This is a genomic window from Variovorax beijingensis, assembly GCF_003951285.1.
GTDB classification, from domain to species: Bacteria; Pseudomonadota; Gammaproteobacteria; order Burkholderiales; family Burkholderiaceae_C; genus Variovorax; species Variovorax beijingensis.
Genome location: NZ_RXFQ01000009.1, coordinates 105,885 through 123,465, shown reverse-complemented (window position 1 = coordinate 123,465; position 17,581 = coordinate 105,885). Strand labels below are relative to the sequence as shown.

At 68.3% G+C, this 17,581-nt stretch carries 18 protein-coding genes; 14 read left to right on the top strand and 4 right to left on the bottom strand.

Annotated elements, in window-relative coordinates:
- Positions 1 to 16 precede the first annotated feature (16 nt).
- The gene (locus EJO66_RS17450; RefSeq protein ID WP_125965691.1) at positions 17 to 1,876 is read right to left on the bottom strand and encodes a PhoX family protein; all 1,860 of its coding nucleotides are present in this window, start codon (positions 1,874 to 1,876) and stop codon (positions 17 to 19) included.
- Between the two features lie 92 nt (positions 1,877 to 1,968).
- Here EJO66_RS17450 and EJO66_RS17445 point away from each other — a divergent pair, with 92 nt between their 5' ends.
- Together EJO66_RS17445 and EJO66_RS17440 are read left to right on the top strand one after the other, a co-directional pair.
- A complete protein-coding gene (locus EJO66_RS17445; RefSeq protein WP_125965690.1) occupies positions 1,969 to 2,796 on the top strand; it encodes a crotonase/enoyl-CoA hydratase family protein in 828 nt (275 codons plus the stop codon).
- Positions 2,797 to 3,050: 254 nt separating this feature from the next.
- The gene (locus tag EJO66_RS17440; protein ID WP_125965689.1) at positions 3,051 to 3,362 is read left to right on the top strand and encodes a hypothetical protein; all 312 of its coding nucleotides are present in this window, start codon (positions 3,051 to 3,053) and stop codon (positions 3,360 to 3,362) included.
- Between the two features lie 41 nt (positions 3,363 to 3,403).
- Here EJO66_RS17440 and EJO66_RS17435 read toward each other — a convergent pair whose 3' ends face one another.
- The 3 genes from EJO66_RS17435 to EJO66_RS17425 form a co-directional block, all read right to left on the bottom strand.
- Positions 3,404 to 4,549 (bottom strand): DSD1 family PLP-dependent enzyme, encoded by a 1,146-nt coding sequence (locus EJO66_RS17435; RefSeq protein ID WP_125965688.1) that lies wholly within the window; start codon positions 4,547 to 4,549, stop codon positions 3,404 to 3,406.
- Positions 4,550 to 4,637: 88 nt separating this feature from the next.
- Complete coding sequence (locus EJO66_RS17430) at positions 4,638 to 4,934, bottom strand: hypothetical protein (protein WP_223262203.1); 297 nt, start codon at positions 4,932 to 4,934, stop codon at positions 4,638 to 4,640.
- Between the two features lie 74 nt (positions 4,935 to 5,008).
- Positions 5,009 to 6,436, bottom strand: a complete 1,428-nt coding sequence (locus tag EJO66_RS17425) for an amidase family protein (protein ID WP_164547846.1) — start codon at positions 6,434 to 6,436, stop codon at positions 5,009 to 5,011.
- 139 nt (positions 6,437 to 6,575) lie between these two features.
- On the opposite strand from EJO66_RS17425, the gene EJO66_RS17420 reads away from it, so the two are divergent.
- The 12 genes from EJO66_RS17420 to EJO66_RS17365 are packed head-to-tail and all read left to right on the top strand — an operon-like array spanning position 6,576 to position 17,576.
- On the top strand, positions 6,576 to 7,583 hold the full coding sequence (locus EJO66_RS17420) for an ABC transporter substrate-binding protein (protein WP_124957713.1): 1,008 nt from the start codon (positions 6,576 to 6,578) through the stop codon (positions 7,581 to 7,583).
- Positions 7,584 to 7,597: 14 nt separating this feature from the next.
- Complete coding sequence (locus tag EJO66_RS17415) at positions 7,598 to 8,452, top strand: ABC transporter ATP-binding protein (protein ID WP_124957714.1); 855 nt, start codon at positions 7,598 to 7,600, stop codon at positions 8,450 to 8,452.
- 8 nt (positions 8,453 to 8,460) lie between these two features.
- Positions 8,461 to 9,207: an ABC transporter permease gene (locus tag EJO66_RS17410; protein WP_240648597.1), complete on the top strand. Its 747-nt coding sequence runs from the start codon at positions 8,461 to 8,463 to the stop codon at positions 9,205 to 9,207.
- Entirely contained in the window at positions 9,186 to 9,944 is a 759-nt protein-coding gene (locus EJO66_RS17405) for an ABC transporter permease (protein ID WP_124957716.1), read from the top strand. The genes EJO66_RS17410 and EJO66_RS17405 overlap by 22 nt, the downstream gene beginning before the upstream one ends.
- On the top strand, positions 9,944 to 10,717 hold the full coding sequence (locus EJO66_RS17400; protein WP_125965686.1) for a class II aldolase/adducin family protein: 774 nt from the start codon (positions 9,944 to 9,946) through the stop codon (positions 10,715 to 10,717). Before EJO66_RS17405 ends, EJO66_RS17400 begins: the two co-directional genes overlap by 1 nt.
- Positions 10,718 to 10,762: 45 nt before the next feature.
- Positions 10,763 to 11,602: a TauD/TfdA dioxygenase family protein gene (locus tag EJO66_RS17395; protein WP_124957718.1), complete on the top strand. Its 840-nt coding sequence runs from the start codon at positions 10,763 to 10,765 to the stop codon at positions 11,600 to 11,602.
- 59 nt (positions 11,603 to 11,661) lie between these two features.
- Entirely contained in the window at positions 11,662 to 12,408 is a 747-nt protein-coding gene (locus EJO66_RS17390) for a GntR family transcriptional regulator (RefSeq protein WP_240648596.1), read from the top strand.
- Positions 12,409 to 12,456: 48 nt separating this feature from the next.
- The gene (locus EJO66_RS17385; protein WP_125965685.1) at positions 12,457 to 13,290 is read left to right on the top strand and encodes an SDR family oxidoreductase; all 834 of its coding nucleotides are present in this window, start codon (positions 12,457 to 12,459) and stop codon (positions 13,288 to 13,290) included.
- Complete coding sequence (locus tag EJO66_RS17380) at positions 13,287 to 14,462, top strand: pyridoxal phosphate-dependent aminotransferase (protein WP_125965684.1); 1,176 nt, start codon at positions 13,287 to 13,289, stop codon at positions 14,460 to 14,462. The genes EJO66_RS17385 and EJO66_RS17380 overlap by 4 nt, the downstream gene beginning before the upstream one ends.
- 8 nt (positions 14,463 to 14,470) lie before the next feature.
- Positions 14,471 to 15,352, top strand: a complete 882-nt coding sequence (locus EJO66_RS17375; RefSeq protein WP_125965683.1) for an alpha/beta fold hydrolase — start codon at positions 14,471 to 14,473, stop codon at positions 15,350 to 15,352.
- Positions 15,352 to 16,626 carry a hydantoinase/carbamoylase family amidase gene (locus EJO66_RS17370; RefSeq protein ID WP_223262205.1) on the top strand — a complete coding sequence of 425 codons (1,275 nt, stop codon included), beginning with the start codon at positions 15,352 to 15,354 and terminating at the stop codon, positions 16,624 to 16,626. Before EJO66_RS17375 ends, EJO66_RS17370 begins: the two co-directional genes overlap by 1 nt.
- Positions 16,627 to 16,628: 2 nt before the next feature.
- The gene (locus EJO66_RS17365) at positions 16,629 to 17,576 is read left to right on the top strand and encodes a cupin domain-containing protein (RefSeq protein ID WP_124957722.1); all 948 of its coding nucleotides are present in this window, start codon (positions 16,629 to 16,631) and stop codon (positions 17,574 to 17,576) included.
- Positions 17,577 to 17,581 lie beyond the last annotated feature (5 nt).

The window sequence follows — 17,581 nt, the reverse complement described above, 5'->3', positions numbered from 1 at the left end:
CTGTGCTTCCTTGGCTTCAGGTGCCAACGATAGCGCCGTCGCGCCGGCGGATCGCCAGCGTGGCCGATCGCGGCCGCGCGCTGCCGGGTGCCGCGCCATCGGGCCATGCGCTGTTGGGTGTGGCGCTGCCGTCGTCGCGCGATTCGCCCGGGTGCTGGATGTTGACGAACAGCGTGCGCCGGTCCGGCGTCACCACGCAGCCCGTGACCTCGCTGCCGCTGGGTGCCGTGAGAAAGCGCTTGATGCGCCCCGTGGCCGGATCGGCGCACAGCATCTGGTTGTTGCCGAGCGAGGCATGGGGCGGCTTGCCGATGAACTGGCCGCTCATGTCGGTCTGGATCCAGAGCAGGCCGCCGCCGTCGAAGTGCAGGCCGTCGGGGCTGCCGAAAACGTCGGCATCGTCCGATGGATAGTGCGCGCCGCTGCCCGCCTGCGAGGGGTCGCCAGCGAGCGCGAAGTGGTCCCAGCCGAAGCCCGCGCTGCCGGCGTCGCTGCCGTCCTCGCGCCAGCGCAGGATGCCGCCGAAGCGGTTGCCGGCACGCGGGTTGGCCGCATCGGGCGCGGGCTTGCCCGGCTCGCCGCGCTGGCTGTTGTTGGTGAGCGTGACATACACCTCGCCCGTCTGCGGATGCACCGCGATCCATTCGGGGCGGTCCATCTTGGTGGCGCCCACCGCGTCGGCGGCCAGCCTGGCGTGGATCAGCACCTCGGCCTGGTCGGCGAAGCCGCTGTCCGCGTCGAGCCCGTTGCGGCCATGCACGAGTTCGAGCCATCGGCCGCGGCCGTCGGCATCGAAGCGTGCGGCGTAGAGCGTGCCTTCGTCGAGCAGTCGGCTGTTGGCGCAGGCCCGGGAGCCGTCGCCGGCCATCGAGACCTTGCCGTGGCTCACGAACTTGTAGATGTATTCGAACCTCGCGTCGTCGCCCATGTAGACGACGACGCGTCCGTCCCTGGCCAGCGTGCAGGTCGCGCTTTCCTGGCGCTTGCGCCCGAGCGCGGTGCGCTTGACCGGCTTGGCCGCGGGGTCGAAGGGATCGATTTCCACCACCCAGCCGAAGCGGTGGGGCTCGTTCGGATGCCGGCTCATGTCGAAGCGTTCCTCGAAGCGCCAGTACTCCACCCATTGCGAGCCCGGCACCGTGCCGTAGCGGCGCTGCGCGGGCGTGATGTCCTTCGCCGATTCCTTCGGGCCGCCGAAGTAGCCATGGAAGTTTTCCTCGCAGGTCAGGTAGGTGCCCCAGGGCGTGACGCCCATCGCGCAGTTGGCGAAGGTGCCGAGCACTTCGTCGCCGGCCGGATTGGCGGCGGTGCGCATCGGCGCCGCGCCCGCGGCGGGGCCTGCGATGCGCATGGGTGTCTGCCCGTGCACGCGCCGTGCGTGGGGCGAGGGCCTCACCTGGCGCCAGCCATCGCGCGTGCGGCGGACCTCGATGACCGAGACGCCCATCGCATGCAGCGACTTGCGCACCTTCTCGGCAGTCCATTCCTTGCTGCCGCCCGCATGGAGCAGTTGCTCGTCGGTGTATTCGTGGTTCATCACGAGCAGGCCGCGGTCCGGCGACGCGAGCGGAAAGAAGTGCATGCCGTCGTGGTGCATGCCGGCCTGCAGCGCCTGGTCGGCGGCGCTGTTGCTGCCGTCGGGCGCGAAGGCCGGCATGGGATGCCCGGCGATGCCGGTGGGCGTACCCCAGGGATAGAGCAGCTGCCATTCGTATTCCGGCGGCACCACCACCGCATCGCGCAGCGACGCCGGCACCGCGGTGAAGCCGAGCACGGGCCGGCCCGGGCCGCCGGGTGCGCTGGCGCCAGGGGAATGGAGCAGCGCCACCACGGCGGCGGCACCCGATTGCAGAAAGATCCGGCGGTCCAGGGGCATGGGTCCAGGGGTGTTGGGTAGGCGACAGGCGCCATCATCGCCGAGCGCCCGTACCGGGCGATACTGGCGCAAGAATCGAAGGAGACACTGCCATGGCCGAGCGAATCGAATGGACCCGCCACCCCGACGGCGTGGTGGAACTGCAGCTTGCACGCGCGGACAAGATGAACGCGCTCGATCCCGCGATGTTCGACGCGCTGATCGAAGCGGGCGAAGCCCTGCACGGCGACGCCGCGGTGCGCGCGGTGGTCATCTCGGGCCAGGGCAAGGCTTTTTGCGCGGGCCTGGACATGGCCTCCTTCGAGCGCATGGGGCAGGGCGCCGCCAGCGCGGTGCTGGGCACGGCCGCGGGCGGCACCGACCTGTCCGCGCGCACGCACGGCATTTCGAATGCAGCCCAGTACGTCGCGATGGCCTGGCGCGAGGTGCCGGTGCCCGTCATTGCCGCCGTACACGGCGTGGCTTTCGGTGGCGGCTTCCAGGTGGCCCTGGGGGCCGACATCCGCATCGTGGCGCCCGACACCAAACTGTCGGTGATGGAAATCAAGTGGGGCCTGGTGCCCGACATGGGCGGCATGGTGCTGATGCGCGAACTCGCCCGCAGCGACGTGGTGCGCGAGCTCACCTTCACGGGCCGCATCTTCTCGGGCGAGGAAGCGCTGCAGCTCGGCTTTGCCACGCGGCTGGTGGCCGATCCGCTGGCAGAGGCGCTTCAGATGGCGCACGGCATCGCGGGCAAGAGCCCCGACGCCATCCGGGCGGGCAAGCGCCTGCTCAACGCGGCGCTGTCGCACAGCGCGGCCGATCTGCTGATTGCCGAATCGGTGGAACAGCAGGCCTTGATCGGAAGCGCGAACCAGACGGAGGCCGTGCAGGCCAACATCGAGCGGCGGCCGCCGAGATTCAACGCACCGGCCTGAGCGGCCCGGCAGTGCCCCAAAGGCCGGGTTCCGGCCTCTTTTTTTGCCTTCTTGGTGCAGAAAACAGGCAAACCGACACACTCGGCGTGCGATATGTAAGAATTAAGTATCCTTGTAGGGTGTTCGATCTCCACCACAAAGCTTCACATTGTGTGAGGAAGATCACGTCTCGCAAAGGAAAAAGGGCCGGGAAAGGTGGATGTCTTGGTCACATTCCCTAACAATTAATCCTTTTGATTGCGACGGCGCTCTGCATGTCGACCACTTTTTTCTGCAACCTCAGCTTGCCCGTGCTGGTGGGCGAGGATCGCTACAGGTACTTGCCCGTCGTCGCGGTCTTCCGCAGCATTCCGTTCGACCAGGTGGACGAGTGGGTGATGCTTCCCGACGGCCAGCCGCGCAGCGACCGCGAATTGGCGGCGGAAGTGCTTGTGGAAATCCGCGAGCCGGCCGGTGGGGGCGTACGCAGTGCGCTGCACTCCTTCGAGGTGGCCGATGTCCTCCAGCTGGACCGTGCGGCCGCCATCGTCGTATCGACCTTTCTTGCAGCCTTGCCGCGCGCCTGACGGCCGCGGGGAACCGGCCGCAGGCCCCGATGCGGGTTTTTTCAGTGCCTGCCGCGCGCGTCCACCGGCCAGATGGCAACCAGCGTGTCGCCGTCGACCACGTGGTAGGCATCGTGCAGGTTGACGGTCGGGTCGCAATGCGGCGTGATGAACTCCACCCGGCCGCCGAGCGCGGGCCGCTGCCCGGCGCAAAACAGCTTGCCGTGCTCGTCGCCGAAGAAGGCGTAGCGGCTCGCCGGATCGGCGCCGCGTGCCACCAGCGGCACGCCGCAGTCGGTCGCAAAGCACTTGGTGCCGCCGTCCACGGTGACCCATTCCGCCGCGTTGGTGCTCACCACCGCCGTCTGCACGAACAGCGACACCTCGAACGGTGAAGGCTGCCCCGGGCTGTCCTGCAGCACCTGTGCATATTCCGCATCCATGAACACATAGGAGCCGGCCTGCAGTTCGGTGAAGGCGTCGCGCTGTGCATCGAGGTCGTGCGTGCCGGTGCCCGCGCCCGTGACGATCTCGAAGTGAATGCCGCTGCGCCTGGCGTCCGCGACGATGCGCGCGATGGTTTCGCGCAGGCTGGCCGCGGCGGCGCTGCGCTGCTGGCGGTCGACGATGTGCTGCAGGTTGCCGGCGTAGGCCTGCAATCCGCGCAGCTTCAGGCGCGGCTCGGCCGCGATGCAGCGCGCGAGTTCGAGCACCTGCGCTTCGCTGGCCGCGCCCGTGCGGTTGTAGCCGGCGCCGTAGTCGACCAGCACCTCGAGCGGATGCGGCAGGCCGAGCGTGGCTGCGGCCAGGTCCGCGGCATTGCGCGGGTCGTCCACCACCACCATCATTCCGCCGGGGCCGGCCAGCCTGGCCAGCTTGACCACGCGCGCGATCTTGCTCGGTGTGACGGCCGGGGAGGTGATCAGCACGTCCGGAATGCCGGCCTTGACCATGACCTCGGCCTCGCCCAGCGTGACGCAGCTCACGCCGATGGCGCCGGCGGCCACCTGGCGGCGCGCGATCTCCACCGACTTGTGCGTCTTCACGTGCGGCCGCAGGCCGATGCCGCGCGCCTTGGCAAAGGCGGCCATGCGTTCGATGTTGCGCGTCATGGCGCCAAGATCGAGCAGCAGCGCCGGCGTGTCGAGCGATTGCCGGCCGCCGGCAATTCCGATCAGCGGTTTGTTGACTTGCGTATCAGGAAGCATGGGAAACCTTCGGAGTACGGGGGCGCGCATCGGGCGCGATGAACGAATGGCGAAATGATCGCACCGAAAGGCCTTCGGCGATGCTTCGTCAGTCGTCCCGGGCCGGCAGCCGGTGCGCCGGTCGCCGCAGCGCCAGCCACCAGAAGAGCCCCGCGTTGACGGCCCAGCTTCCGGCCAGCAGGAGCAGCGCGGTCTGCGCCACGCCCGGCGCCAGGTCGAGCGTCAGCAGGGCGAGCGACCAGGGCAAGGCCCCGGCGATCGCCGCCAGCATGGCCATCTCGCTGCCCGGAAAGGCCGCGCTCGAAACAACGCACACCACGCCCGCGGCCGTATAGGCAAGCGCGCCGATGCGCCACCAGGAAGGAAAGATCGGTCGGGTGTCCATGGTGTGCATGCCGCAACGATTGCAGAGGGCCGTGGCATGCTGCGACAGCCGCTCGCGCGAAGCGATGTAAGCCTTCAGGCGATGGCGGGCGCCACCGGCGCGGGCGGAAGAACGGCTTCGATGGCGAGCGCCAGCGCGAGCAGCGCACTGTCCGATCCGGCCGGGCCTGTCAGTTCCATTCCCGCGGGCAGGCCGCCGCGCGCGAGGCCCATCGGCAGGCTCAGCGCGGGCAGTCCCGCCATGCCGGCCGGACCCGTGTTGCGGATGTAGGCGGAGAAGGCCGATACCGGCCGGCCGCACAGCATGACCTCCACGTCTTCGCCGATGCGCGCCGCGCAGAGCGGGCTGGTCGGGAACACCAGCGCGGCGATGGCGTTCTGCGCGAAGCAGCGGCGATACGCTTGCTGCATGCGCGGGCGCAGCACGCCGAGCGCGTGGCGGTAGGCCGGCGTGCCGATCGCGCCCGGTCCGAACAGGCGCTCGAACAGCGGCCGGACGTCGGGGCTCACGACGGCATCGGCGAGTGCGCGGGCATCGAAGGGACGCTCGTGGCGCGCGAAGTAGGCCTGCAGCGCAGGCAGGATCTCATGGAGAGAGATCGACATCGAGCCCTGCTGGAACAGCGCGCCGGCTTCTCCCAGCTCGCAGGGCACCAGCACCGCGCCGGCGCCCCGCAGCCGCTCGAGCGCATCCTGCGCCAACGCGGCCACCGGCGGATCGATCTCCTCCCAGAAGTAGCGCTGCGGCACGCCCAGGCGCATGCCGGCGAGCGGTGCCGGCGCCAGCCGCAGCGGGCCATCGGCGACGGCATGGTCGATCAGCACGCAGTCGTCTACGTTGCGCGCCATGGCGCCTGCGGCGTCGAAGGTGGGCGAGATCGGCACCAGTCCGTCCCCAGGCCAGCGGCCGATGGTGGGCCTGAAGCCGACCAGGCCGCACAGCGCGGCCGGCACCCGGACCGAGCCGCCCGTGTCCGTGCCGATGGCCGCGGGAACGGCGCGCATGCCGAGCAATGTTGCGTTGCCACCGCTCGAGCCGCCTGAAATGCGCGAGGGATCGAAGGGGTTGCGCGACGGGCCGAAAGCGTGGTTGTGGCCGGTGACGCCTTGCGACCACTCGTGCAGATTCGTCTTGCCAAACACCAGCGCACCCGCAGCCAGCAGGCGCTGCGTCACGCCCGCCGCCCGGCGCGGACGGTGGTCCGCCATCCACGGGCTGCCGGCGGTGGTGGGAAAGCCGACCACGTCGATGTTGTCCTTGAACGCGAGCGGCACGCCATGCAGCGGGCGCGTGCCCGCGGCGGGCCGGGGCGCCGTGTCGAGGGCCGTGGCTTCGCCGCGAAGGCGCTGCGCGTCCTGGTGCAGCAGGCCACCGAGGGAGTCGGCTGCGGCACTGCGCCGCAACAGCGCATCCACATAGTCCGCGGTGCGGAGGCCGCCTCGCGCCATCTGCTCGGCGGCTTCGCGGGCGGAGAGAGCGGTGAGCGCATGGATTCGGTTCATGGAGGATTCAAATTGGGGCAGGGGCCATGCGGGAGTGCATGTTCCGGGCCAATTCGCCGCCCCAGAGGCCGTAAACCGTCTGAAATTGCATGGCATGGATACTGCTTAAAGAGTTTTTTGTATCCATGAGGCCTTCCACATGTCTTTCAAGTCCTTGCGTTTCCTGACTCTCGCCGCAGCGTCGATGGCGCTTCTTGCGAGCCTGCCCGCATCCGCTGCGGAGAAGGTGTCGCTGCGCCTCAAATGGCTGGCACAGGCGCAGTTCGCCGGCTTCTATGTGGCCAAGGCCAAGGGCTTCTACGACCAGGGCGGCCTCGACCTGACGATCAATCCGGGTGGGCCCAACCTCAACGTCGAGACCCTCGTCGCGTCGGGCAACGACACCTTCGGCCTCGCCGGCGGCACGGAGACGGTGCTGCTGGCGCGCGAGAAGGGCCTGCCGCTGGTGTGCATCGGCGTGACCGTGCAGACCACGCCCTTCACCTATGTCGCCTACAAGGATTCGGGCATCACCCAGGTGAAGGACTTCGCGGGCAAGAAGGTGGCCACGTGGTTCACCGGCACGCAGTACACGCTCTATTCGATGCTGGCTTCGGCCGGCATGAAGCAGGGAGACCTGACCATCGTGCCGCAGTCGGGCTCGATGGCGCCCTTCGTCGAGAAGCAGTTCGATGTCGCCGCCGCCACCTACTACAACGAGCTCAACGTGCTCAAGGCGCAGGGCCTGGGCGACAAGCTCACGCTCATCAAGCCCGACGACTACGGCGTGATCGTGCAGCAGGACACGGTGCTCGTGTCCGAGAAATACCGCAACGAGAAGCCGCAGCAGGTGCAGGCCTTCATGAACGCGACCATCAAGGGCTGGAAGTACGCGCTGCAGAACAAGAAGGAAGCCATCGACATCGTCATGGCCGCGTCGCCCAGCCTGAACCGCGCGCACCAGGAAGCGATGCTCGACGAGTTCGAGAAGCTCGTGAAGGCCGGCAGGGGCACGACCGACGGCATCCTCGCCATCGACCTGCCGACGGTCGAGAAGATGCAGGCCCAGCTGGTGGGCTACAAGGCGCTGAAGGCACCGGCCGACCTGTCGAAGGCCTACGACCCGAGCTTCTGGACGCAGGTGCCGGCCACCGACAAGAAGTTCTGAGCCGCCGCGCGATCATGAAGTTCATGCCTCACGAAGTGATGCCGCCCGCCGCCGCCGGCACGCCGGCACCGCCGATGCTCGAGCTCGTCAACGTGTGGAAGCGCTTCGGCGACGGCCAGGCGCAGACGGTGGCGGTGTCCGGCGTCGACCTGCGGATCGCGAAGAGCGAGTTCGTCACGCTCGTGGGCCCTTCGGGTTGCGGCAAGTCGACGCTCTTCAACATGATTGCGGGGCTGCTGCCGCCCGACGACGACGGCTCGCTGCTGTTCGGCGGCACGCCGCAGCGCGACGGCCAGTTGCTGGGCAAGGTGTCGTTCATGCCGCAGCGCGACCTGCTGTTTCCGTGGCGCACCGTGCTGGACAACGCCATCCTCGCGCTCGAAGTGGAGGGCGTGCCGCGCAAGGAGGCGCGCGAGCGTGCGCGCGCCATGCTGCCGGAGTTCGGCCTCACCGGTTTTGCCGACCACTATCCGCACCAGCTCTCGGGCGGCATGCGCCAGCGCGTGGCACTGATGCGCACCTTCCTGTTCGAGCGCGATCTGCTGCTGCTCGACGAACCCTTCGGCGCGCTCGACGCGCTCACGCGCAGCCGCATGCAGCACTGGCTGCTCGAGATCTGGGCGCGCCACCGCCGCACGGTGCTCTTCATCACGCACGACATCGACGAAGCCATCGTGCTCGGCGACAAGGTGCTGGTGATGACGGCGCGGCCCGGCACGGTGAAGAGCGAGACGGTGGTTGACCTGCCGCGCCCGCGCGATCCGTCGATCGTGCTGTCGCCCGAGTTCATCGGCCTCAAGCAGCGCCTGCTCGCGGAGATCGAGGAGGAAAGCCGCAAGACCTTCGCCCAGGAGGAGCGCGCCTCGTGAGCTCGCCGATGCAACGCATCCTGCGCTCGCCCGTGCTGGCCTTCGTCGGGCTCGCCATCGTGTGGGAGATCGCGGTGCATGCCTTCGCGCCGTCGCCTCGCTACCTGCCGGCGCTGAGTGCAATTGCGCAGGATGCGTGGTCGGTGTGGCCGCAGCTCATGCGGGGCTTCGGCCGCACGCTGCTCGAAACCGTGCTGGGCTTTGCGATGGGCGCGGTGTTCGGCTGCCTCTGCGGCACCGTGTTCACCTACTCGCGCTGGATGGAGCGTTCGGTGTTCCCGCTGTTCGTGGTGTCGCAGACCGTGCCGGTGGTGGCCTTCGGCGCGCTGATCGTCATCTGGTTCGGCAACTCGCTGCTCGCCAAGGTGATGACCGCGTTCTTCCTCACCTTCTTCCCGGTGACTGTGAACACCTTGCGCGGCCTCAAGTCGTGCGACCCGCAGCGCATCGCGCTGATGAAGAGTTTCGGCGCCGGCCGCCTCGTCATGTTCTTCAAGCTGGCCGTGCCCTCGGCGCTGCCGCAGATCATGGTGGGCCTGCGCGTGGCCATCGGCCTGAGCCTGATCGGCTCGGTGGTGGGCGAATGGTTCGGCGAGACCGTGGGCCTGGGCGTGATGCTGATGGAGGCGATGAATGCCGACCTGGTGCTGCGCCTGTGGGTCGTGATGTTTGCCTGCGGGCTGATGGGGGCGCTGCTCTACGGGCTGCTCACCTTCGTGGAAAGGAGGCTCGTATGGTGGCGAAGCGAAAGCTGAGTGCATCGCCCGTGGTGCCGGTGGTGCTGAGCGTCATCGTGCTGCTCGCGGCGTGGGAAGGCGCGATCCTGCTCTTCAGGATTCCGCCCTTCGTGCTGCCGAGCCTGGGCGCGATCGTGCAGCATGCCTTCACCGACGCCGGCCGTCTCATGGCGGCGTTGCTGGCCACGCTCGGCGAGGCGCTTGGCGGCTATGCGCTGGGCAGCGTGCTCGGCCTGCTGGTGGCGGTGGTGCTGCTGCTCGCGCCGCCGCTCGAGCGCGTCGTGATGCCGCTGGCCGTGGCCGTGAACGCGGTGCCGACCGTGGCCTATGCGCCGCTGTTCCTGATCTGGTTCGGCCTTGGCGCCGCATCGAAGATCGCGCTGGTCGCGCTGGCTGTCGGCTTCACGATGCTGGTCAATGCGCTGCACGGACTCAAGCAGGCCGACCTGGCCGCCGTGAACCTGATGCGCAGCTTCGGCGCGGGGCCGCTCAAGATCGTGTGGCGGCTGCGCCTGCCGGTGGCGATGCCGTCGGTGGTCACGGCGCTGCGCATCGGCGTGCCGCGCAGCATGATCGTGGCCATCGTCGGCGAGATGCTCGGCGCCTATGCGGGGCTCGGGCGAATGATCTATGAATCGACCCAGCAGGTCGACCTGCTGAGCGTGTGGTCGGCGGTGCTGGTCGCTTCGGTGGCGAGCATGGCCTTCTACGGCGTGCTCGTCTGGATCGATCAGAAACTGGTGTGGTGGCGGTGATGACGACGAAGACAAATCCCGCGGCGTATCCGGCGACCGAAGCCGCACTGCGCGTGCAGCTCGCGGCGTGCTACCGGCTGGTGGCGCACTTCGGCATGGACGACCTCATCTACAACCACATCTCGGCGCGCGTGCCGGGGCCGGCGCACCACTTCCTCATCAATCCCTACGGACTGCTGTTCTCCGAAGTGACCGCTTCGTCGCTGGTGAAGATCGATCTCGACGGCAACAAGGTGGACGACACCGATGCGGAGGTCAACCAGGCCGGCTTCGTGATCCACAGCGCCATCCATGCGGGACGGCCCGACGCGCTGTGCGTGCTGCACACCCACTCCGACGCCGGCACCGCGATCGCGGCCATGCCCAGCGGCCTGGCACCGCTGAGCCAGTTCGCGATGCGCTACCAGGGCCACACGGCCTTCCACGATTACGAAGGCGTGGCGCTGGAGACCGGAGAACGCGGGCGGCTGGTGCGCGACCTCGGCCCGCACAACACGCTGGTGCTGCGCAACCACGGCATCCTGACGGTGGGCCGCACGATCCCCGAGGCCTTCATCCTCATGTACTACTTCGAGAAGGCCGCCAAGGTGCAGCTGCTGGCCCAGGGCGGGATCGCGCCCGGCGAAGCGCTGGTGCTTCCGCGGCCCGAAGTGAGTGCGCTGGCCGCGCGCCAGTTCACCGAATTTGCCGGCGACATCCTGCCGCCCGGCACGCGCGAATGGCCTGCGTTCCTGCGCATGCTGGAGCGCACCCAACCCGACTACAGGCTCTGAGGCCTGTTCCTTCTTTTCTTCAATCCCCGAGACGTTTTTCTTTCCATGCAACTCGAGAATCTCACCTCATTCATCGGCACCGAAGTGAAGGGCATCGACCTGCGCGAGCCGGTGAGCGACAGCGACTTTGCCGTGCTGCGCGATGCGCTCAACCAGCGCTCGCTGCTGCTGTTCCGCGGCCAGCGCATCAACGAGGCGCAGCACGTCGCGTTCTCGCGCCGCTTCGGCCCGCTGCTGGGCCATGTGCTCACCCAGTTCCTGAAGAAGGAGCATCCCGAGGTGTACGTGCTGTCCAATGTGTCGGAGAACGGCAAGCCCATCGGCAACCACAAGGAGGGCTGGAACTGGCATTCCGATCTCTCGTACAAGGCTGAGCCCTCGATGGGCGCGCTGCTCTACGCGCTCGAAGTGCCCCCCGTGGAGGGCGACACCTTCTTTGCCTCGATGCACGCCGCGTACGATGCGCTCGACGACGGCATGAAGGCGCGCATCCGCCACCTGACGGCCACGCACAGCTACGCCAACTACTACGGCAAGGCCTTTGCAGACCGCAACCCGCTCACGCCCGAGCAGCTTGCCGCCACGCCCGACGTGGTGCATCCGCTGGTGCGCACGCATCCCGAGACGGGCCGCCTGTCGCTCTACGTGGGCGAGGACGTGGTCAAGCAGATCGACGGCTTGCCGCCGGAGGAAAGCGCCGCGCTGCTGGCCGAGCTCAATGCCCACGCCATCTCGCCCGAGTTCAGCTATCGCCACAAGTGGCTCGCCGGCGACCTGCTGATCTGGGACAACCGCTGCACCATGCACCGCGCCACACCCTATGACGACACGGCCTACCGCCGCGTGATGCACCGCACCACCGTGGCCGGCGACCGTCCCTTCTGAAGCCGGCGATGGCAGGCGGTCCGGCGGCATCTCCCGACGACAACCACAAGAAAGAAGACATGAGCAGCATGGAACCCGACGAATCCGATACCACCCAGCCCGCGGCGCTGCGCGGCCGCGACCGGCAGCGCGTGAAGGGCGGCGCCACGCTGTCCGACGAACTCAAGGACACGCTCGAAGACCTGATCGTGAGCGGCGTGCTCAAGCCCGGAACGCGGCTCGACGAGGCCGAGCTGTCGGAGCGCTTCAAGGTGTCGCGCACGCCCGTGCGCGAGGCGCTCAAGGCGCTGGCCGCCACCGGCCTGGTGGACCTGCGCAGCCGCCAGGGCGGCGTGTGCGTGGCGCGCATCTCGCTGCCGATGCTGATCGAGATGTTCCAGATGATGGCCGTGATGGAAGGCCTGTGCGCCAAGTTCGCGGCGCGCCGCGCCACCGAGGCGCAGAAGGCGCGCATGAGCGCGCTGCACGACGAGCTCACGAGCATTCTTGCTTCGGGCGACCACTCGCGCTTCTACGACGTGAACCAGGATTTCCACGACGCGCTGTACGAGGCCTCCAACACCCACTACCTGGCCGAGCAGACGCGCGCACTCCGAAAGCGCGTGCGCGTCTACCGGCGCTACGTGACCTTCCAGCCCGGCCGCATGACGGCCACCATCGGCGAGCACGGCGCCATCCTCGACGCGATCCGCCGCAACGACCCGAAGGCCGCATTCGACGCCGCCATCGATCACGTGAGCCTGCTCGAGGACGACATCGTCGACCTGATCGCGGCGCTGTCCGAGCAGGACACCGGCGCAAGCTGACCCACTTCTCCAACCTATTTCTCTGATCGCATCCCAGGACCCGAATCCATGAAACTCGAACTCGAAGGCAAGACCGTTCTCATCACCGGCGCCTCCAAGGGCATTGGCCTTGCCGCCGCGCACGCATTCGCCGCCGAAGGCTGCCACCTGCACCTGGCGGCGCGCGACGGCGGCGCGCTCGCGGCCGCGAAGGAAGAGATCGAGAAGATCCATCCGATCAACGTGAAGGTCCATCCGATGGACCTGGCGGCCGCCGGTGCCATGAACCTGCTTGCCGAGGCGGCGGGCCACGTCGACATCCTCGTGAACAATGCGGGCGACATTCCCCCGGGCCCGATCGAGTCGCTCGACTTCGCGGCCGTGCGGCGCGGCTTCCAGCTCAAGGTGCTGGGCTACATGGAATTGAGCCAGATCTACTACGCACGCATGAAGGCCGCGGGCGGCGGCGTCATCGTCAACGACATCGGCAACTCCGGCGAGAACTGGGACGCCAACTACATCGCCGGCTCCACCGGCAATGCCGCCGTCATGGCCTTCACGCGCGCGCTGGGCGGTGTGAGCCTGGACGACGGCATCCGCGTGGTGGGCGTGAACCCCGGCCCGGTGGCGACCGACCGCATGGTCAAGCTCATGAAGCGCCGCGCGCTCGACACCCACGGAGACGAAGGCCGCTGGGAAGAGCTGTTCGACAACTACCCCGGCGGCCGCCCGGCCACGCCCGAGGAAGTCGCGGAACTGATGGTGTTCCTGGCTTCGCCGCGCGCGGGCTACATCACCGGCACGGTGGTGACCATCGACGGCGGCATTGCGGCGCGCGGCTCGATCATCAAGACCAGCAAGAAGGTCATCGAGGCCGAGCAGGCCCGCAGGATTGCGGCATGAATGCGGCGCTGAACCCCGTGGCAGCCGTGCCTTCCGTGACCGGCGACGCCGAAACCCGCAACCAGTACTTCGACCGCCTGTTCACCAACCCGGACCTGATGTGGCTGGGCCAGAACACCAACCACTTTCCGCTGCACCCTTCCGTCCGCAAGGCGCTGCACGATGCCATCGACGACGAGAGCTTTCACGCCTACGCGCCGCCGCTGGGCATGGAAGCATTGCGCGCGGCCATCGTGGCCGACCTGGGCGTGCCGGATCAATCGGCGGTGGTGACCGACGGTGCGGTGTCCGCGCTGGCGCTGGCCTGCCGTGCCTTTTGCAGGGAAGGCAAGGGCTTCGTCACCACCGACCCCGGCTGGAAATGGCCGCTGCAGTTTGCGGCCAAGGCAGGCTCGGTGCTGACCGAGATCCCGATCTACGGGCCCGAGCATGGCTTCAAGCTCTCGGCCGATGCGCTCGCCGCATCGACCGACGAGAACACCGCGGTCATCTACCTGGTGGACCCGAACAACCCGCTCGGCACCACCTACACCGAAGACGAGATCCGTGCCTTCGCAATGCGTGCCCGAGAAGTCGGCGCCGTGCTGATCCACGACTGCACCTACCGCGACTTCGCCGACAGCCACACGCTGGCTTCACGCTTCTATCCCGAAGGCACGGTGACGATCGTGAGCTTCTCGAAGTGGCTGGGCCTGGCCGGACTGCGGCTGGGTGCGCTCGTTGCGTCGCCCGAATTGCTCGCGCGCATCCTGCCGCACTCGCAGGCGCCGCTGGGCGCCAGCGTGCTCGCGCAGCGCGCGGCCATTGCGGGCCTTGCGGTGAAGGACGAGTGGATGGCCGAGGTCATTGCGCAGCAGCGCGAGAACCAGCGAATGATCGTCGAGGCCTTTGCAGAACTGCCCGGCTTCGAAGTGCCGGTGTTTCCGTCGCAGGCCAACTTCATCGTGGTCGAGTGCAGCGGCGCGGGCGTGACGCCCGAGGCGCTGGTCAGCGCGCTGGGCGAGCACGACATCATGGTGCGGCAGGGCACGTACCACACGCCGCGCTTCGGCCATCGTTTCGTGAAGATATCGACCACCGTGCCCAAGGCCTGGGCGCAGGCCCTGTGCGACGTGCTGCCGCAAGCCGTGGAGCGTGCGCGCAACCTTCCCGCCACCGCGGCGCTTTTCTGAGGAACGCCATGAGCTTTGCCACCACCGCGGACGGTGTCCGCCTGTACTACGAAACCGCCGGCAGCGGCACGCCCATCGTGTTCGTGCACGAGTTCGGCGGCGACCATCGCAGCTGGGAGCCGCAGATGCGCTACTTTGCGCGCCGCCACCAGTGCGTGACCTTCGGCGCACGCGGCTATCCGCCCTCGGACGTGCCGAAGGACATGGAACGCTACTCGCAGGCCATTGCCGCGGACGACATCGCCGCCGTCATGGATGCGCTGCAACTGCCGCGCGCGCACATCGTCGGCCTGTCGATGGGCGGCTTCGCGACGCTGCACTTCGGCCTGCGACACAGCGGGCGCGCGGCTTCGCTGGTGATTGCCGGCGCGGGCTACGGCGCCGAGAAGGAACACGAGGAATATTTCCGCGGCGTCTCGCTGGAGGTGGCGAAGCAGTTCGAACTGCAGGGTGCCGAACGCTTCGCACGCACCTATTCGCTCGGCGCGAGCCGCGTGCAGTTCCAGAACAAGGACCCGCGCGGCTGGCAGGAATTTGCGACCTGGCTCGGCCAGCACGACGCGGTCGGGGCGGCCAACACCATGCGCGGCGTGCAGGCACGGCGTCCGTCGATCTACGACCTGGAGGCCGAACTGCGCGTGATGGGTGCGCCTTCGCTGGTGGTGGTCGGCGACGAGGACGATCACTGCCTGCAGCCCGGCATCTTCCTCAAGAAAACCATTCCGGCCTGCGGCCTGGCCGTCATGCCGAAGACCGGCCACACGCTCAACCTGGAAGAGCCGGCCGCGTTCAATGCCTTGCTGGCGGAGTTCTTCGCGCAGGTCGAGGCCGGCCAGTGGAAGCCGCGCGATCCGCGCGCGCTGCCCAGCCAGATCATGAAGACCGACTGATGGCGCAGGCAATGTCGGAGCGCACATTGGCCGCGTGCCGCGTCAATGCCGACCGCCTCTGGCAGCGGCTCATGGCGCTCGCGCGCTGCGGCGCCACCGCCGGGGGCGGCGTCGATCGGCAGGCGCTCAGCGCGGAAGAGATCGAGTCCTGGCACCTGATGATCGGCTGGGCCAGGGCGGCGGGGCTGGAGCCCGCGACCGATGCGGCGGGCAATCTCTTCATCGCGCTGCCCGGCTTCGATCGGGAGGCGCCGCCGGTGCTCGCGGGCAGCCATCTCGACAGCCAGCCCGGCGGCGGCCGCTTCGACGGCGTGTACGGCGTGCTCGCGGCGCTGGAGGTGCTGACCGTGCTCGCGGAGCGGGGCGTGCGCCCGCCGGCGGACATGGTCTGCGTGGCATGGATGAACGAAGAAGGCTCGCGCTTCGCACCCGGCATGATGGGCTCCGAAGCTTTCGCCGGCGTCCGCACCCTCGAGGCCGTGCGTGCGGCGCGCGATGCCGATGGCGTCTCGGTGGCCGAGGCACTCGATGCCTTGCATGCCGCATTCCCGTCGCTGCGGCGCAGGCCGCTCGGTTTTCCATTGAAGGCCTACCTGGAAGCGCACATCGAGCAGGGCCCGGTGCTCGAGGCGGGAGGGCGGGTGATCGGCGTCGTCACCGGCATCCAGGGCAAGAAGACATTCGACGTCGTGATCGATGGCGAAAGAGGCCATGCCGGCACGCTCGCCATGGCCGGCCGGCGCGACGCGCTCGCCGCCTTCGCACGCGTCGCGGCGGCGTGCTACAGCAAGATCGGCGGCCATGACGACGCGGTGAAGTTCACCATCGGACGGCTCCAGGTCGAACCGAATGCGCCCTCGGTGGTGCCCGAGCGCGTCACGCTGCGCATCGATCTGCGCCATCCCGACAACGACGTACTCGGCCTGCTGGGCCAACAGCTGGACGCGCTGTGCGGCATGCATGCCGAACCTTGCAAGGCCACGTCGACCCGGCTGGTCGATGCGCCCTCCAATGCCTTCGATCCCGCGCTGCAGGCGGCCATTGCCGCCGCGGCGGAACAGCTTGGGGAGCCGCACATGCCCATTCTTTCCGCTGCGGGCCACGACGCGCGCCATATGGCGGCGCTGTGTCCGAGCGCGATGATCTTCATTCCCTGCCGCGGCGGGGTGAGCCACGCGGAGCACGAGTGGGCCGAGCCGGCGCATGTGGCGGCCGGTGCCGACGTGCTGCTGCGCGTGCTGCTGCCGTATGCAGATGGCGGGGAGGGCGCTTGAAGATGAGCGAGTTGATCACCGACATGGCGGACCTGCCTGCACAGCAGCCCGCAGTGCCCGCGACCGCTGCGCAGGCTCGGGCACGCTACTTCAACTCCGGCAATGCATTCAATGTGAAGCTGCCCGAAGTGCCTGCACGGCGCTTCGCGCCACCGCGCGCAAATGCGTTCGGCGTGTTCGATTGCGACCAGTCCGATGCGCTGGACTGCGGGTTTGCGGCCACCACGCCGCTCATGCTCGCGCGCTACATGCGTGTTGCGCCCGGCGAGGCGTTGCCGTTCGACGTCCACGCCACCGGCTCGGTCTGGTATGTGATTTCAGGGAGCGGCGAGCTTGGCGGCATGGCCGAAGGGCTTGCATTCGGCGCGGGCGACGTCTTCCTGCTGCCCGCGGCGCAGGGCTATCGGCTGAGCGCCGGTCCCGCAGGCGCGCTGCTGTGGACCGTGGGCAACGAGCCGCAGCTGGCCTTCGACGGGTCGCAGCCGCCCGCGGCGTCGAGCGCGCTCATCGATGCAGTGCACTATCCCGCCGACGAGATCGAACGGCAGTTCGCACTGATCCTTTCCATGGCCACGAGCGACGCGACCTCGGGCCGTGCGCTGATCTTTTCGTCCGACCGGCAGGAGCCGGCGCGCAACCTGACGCCCACGTTGACCTTGAGCTTCAACACCCTGGAGCCGCAGACGCATCAACGATCGCACCGCCACAATTCCGCGGCCGTCACGCTGGTGGTGCAGGGCGACGCATGCCATTCGACGGTCGGCGGAGTGCATTGCCAATGGGAGCCATGGGCGACCCTTGTCACGCCGCCGGGCGCGCCGCATTCGCATCACAACACAGGCATGAAGGGCGCACGCTTCCTGATCGTGCAGGATGGCGGATTGCACTATCACGCGCGGACGATGGGATTCGAGTTCCTGGAAGCGGTGGCGCAGGCGAGCGCGGCCTGAACCGG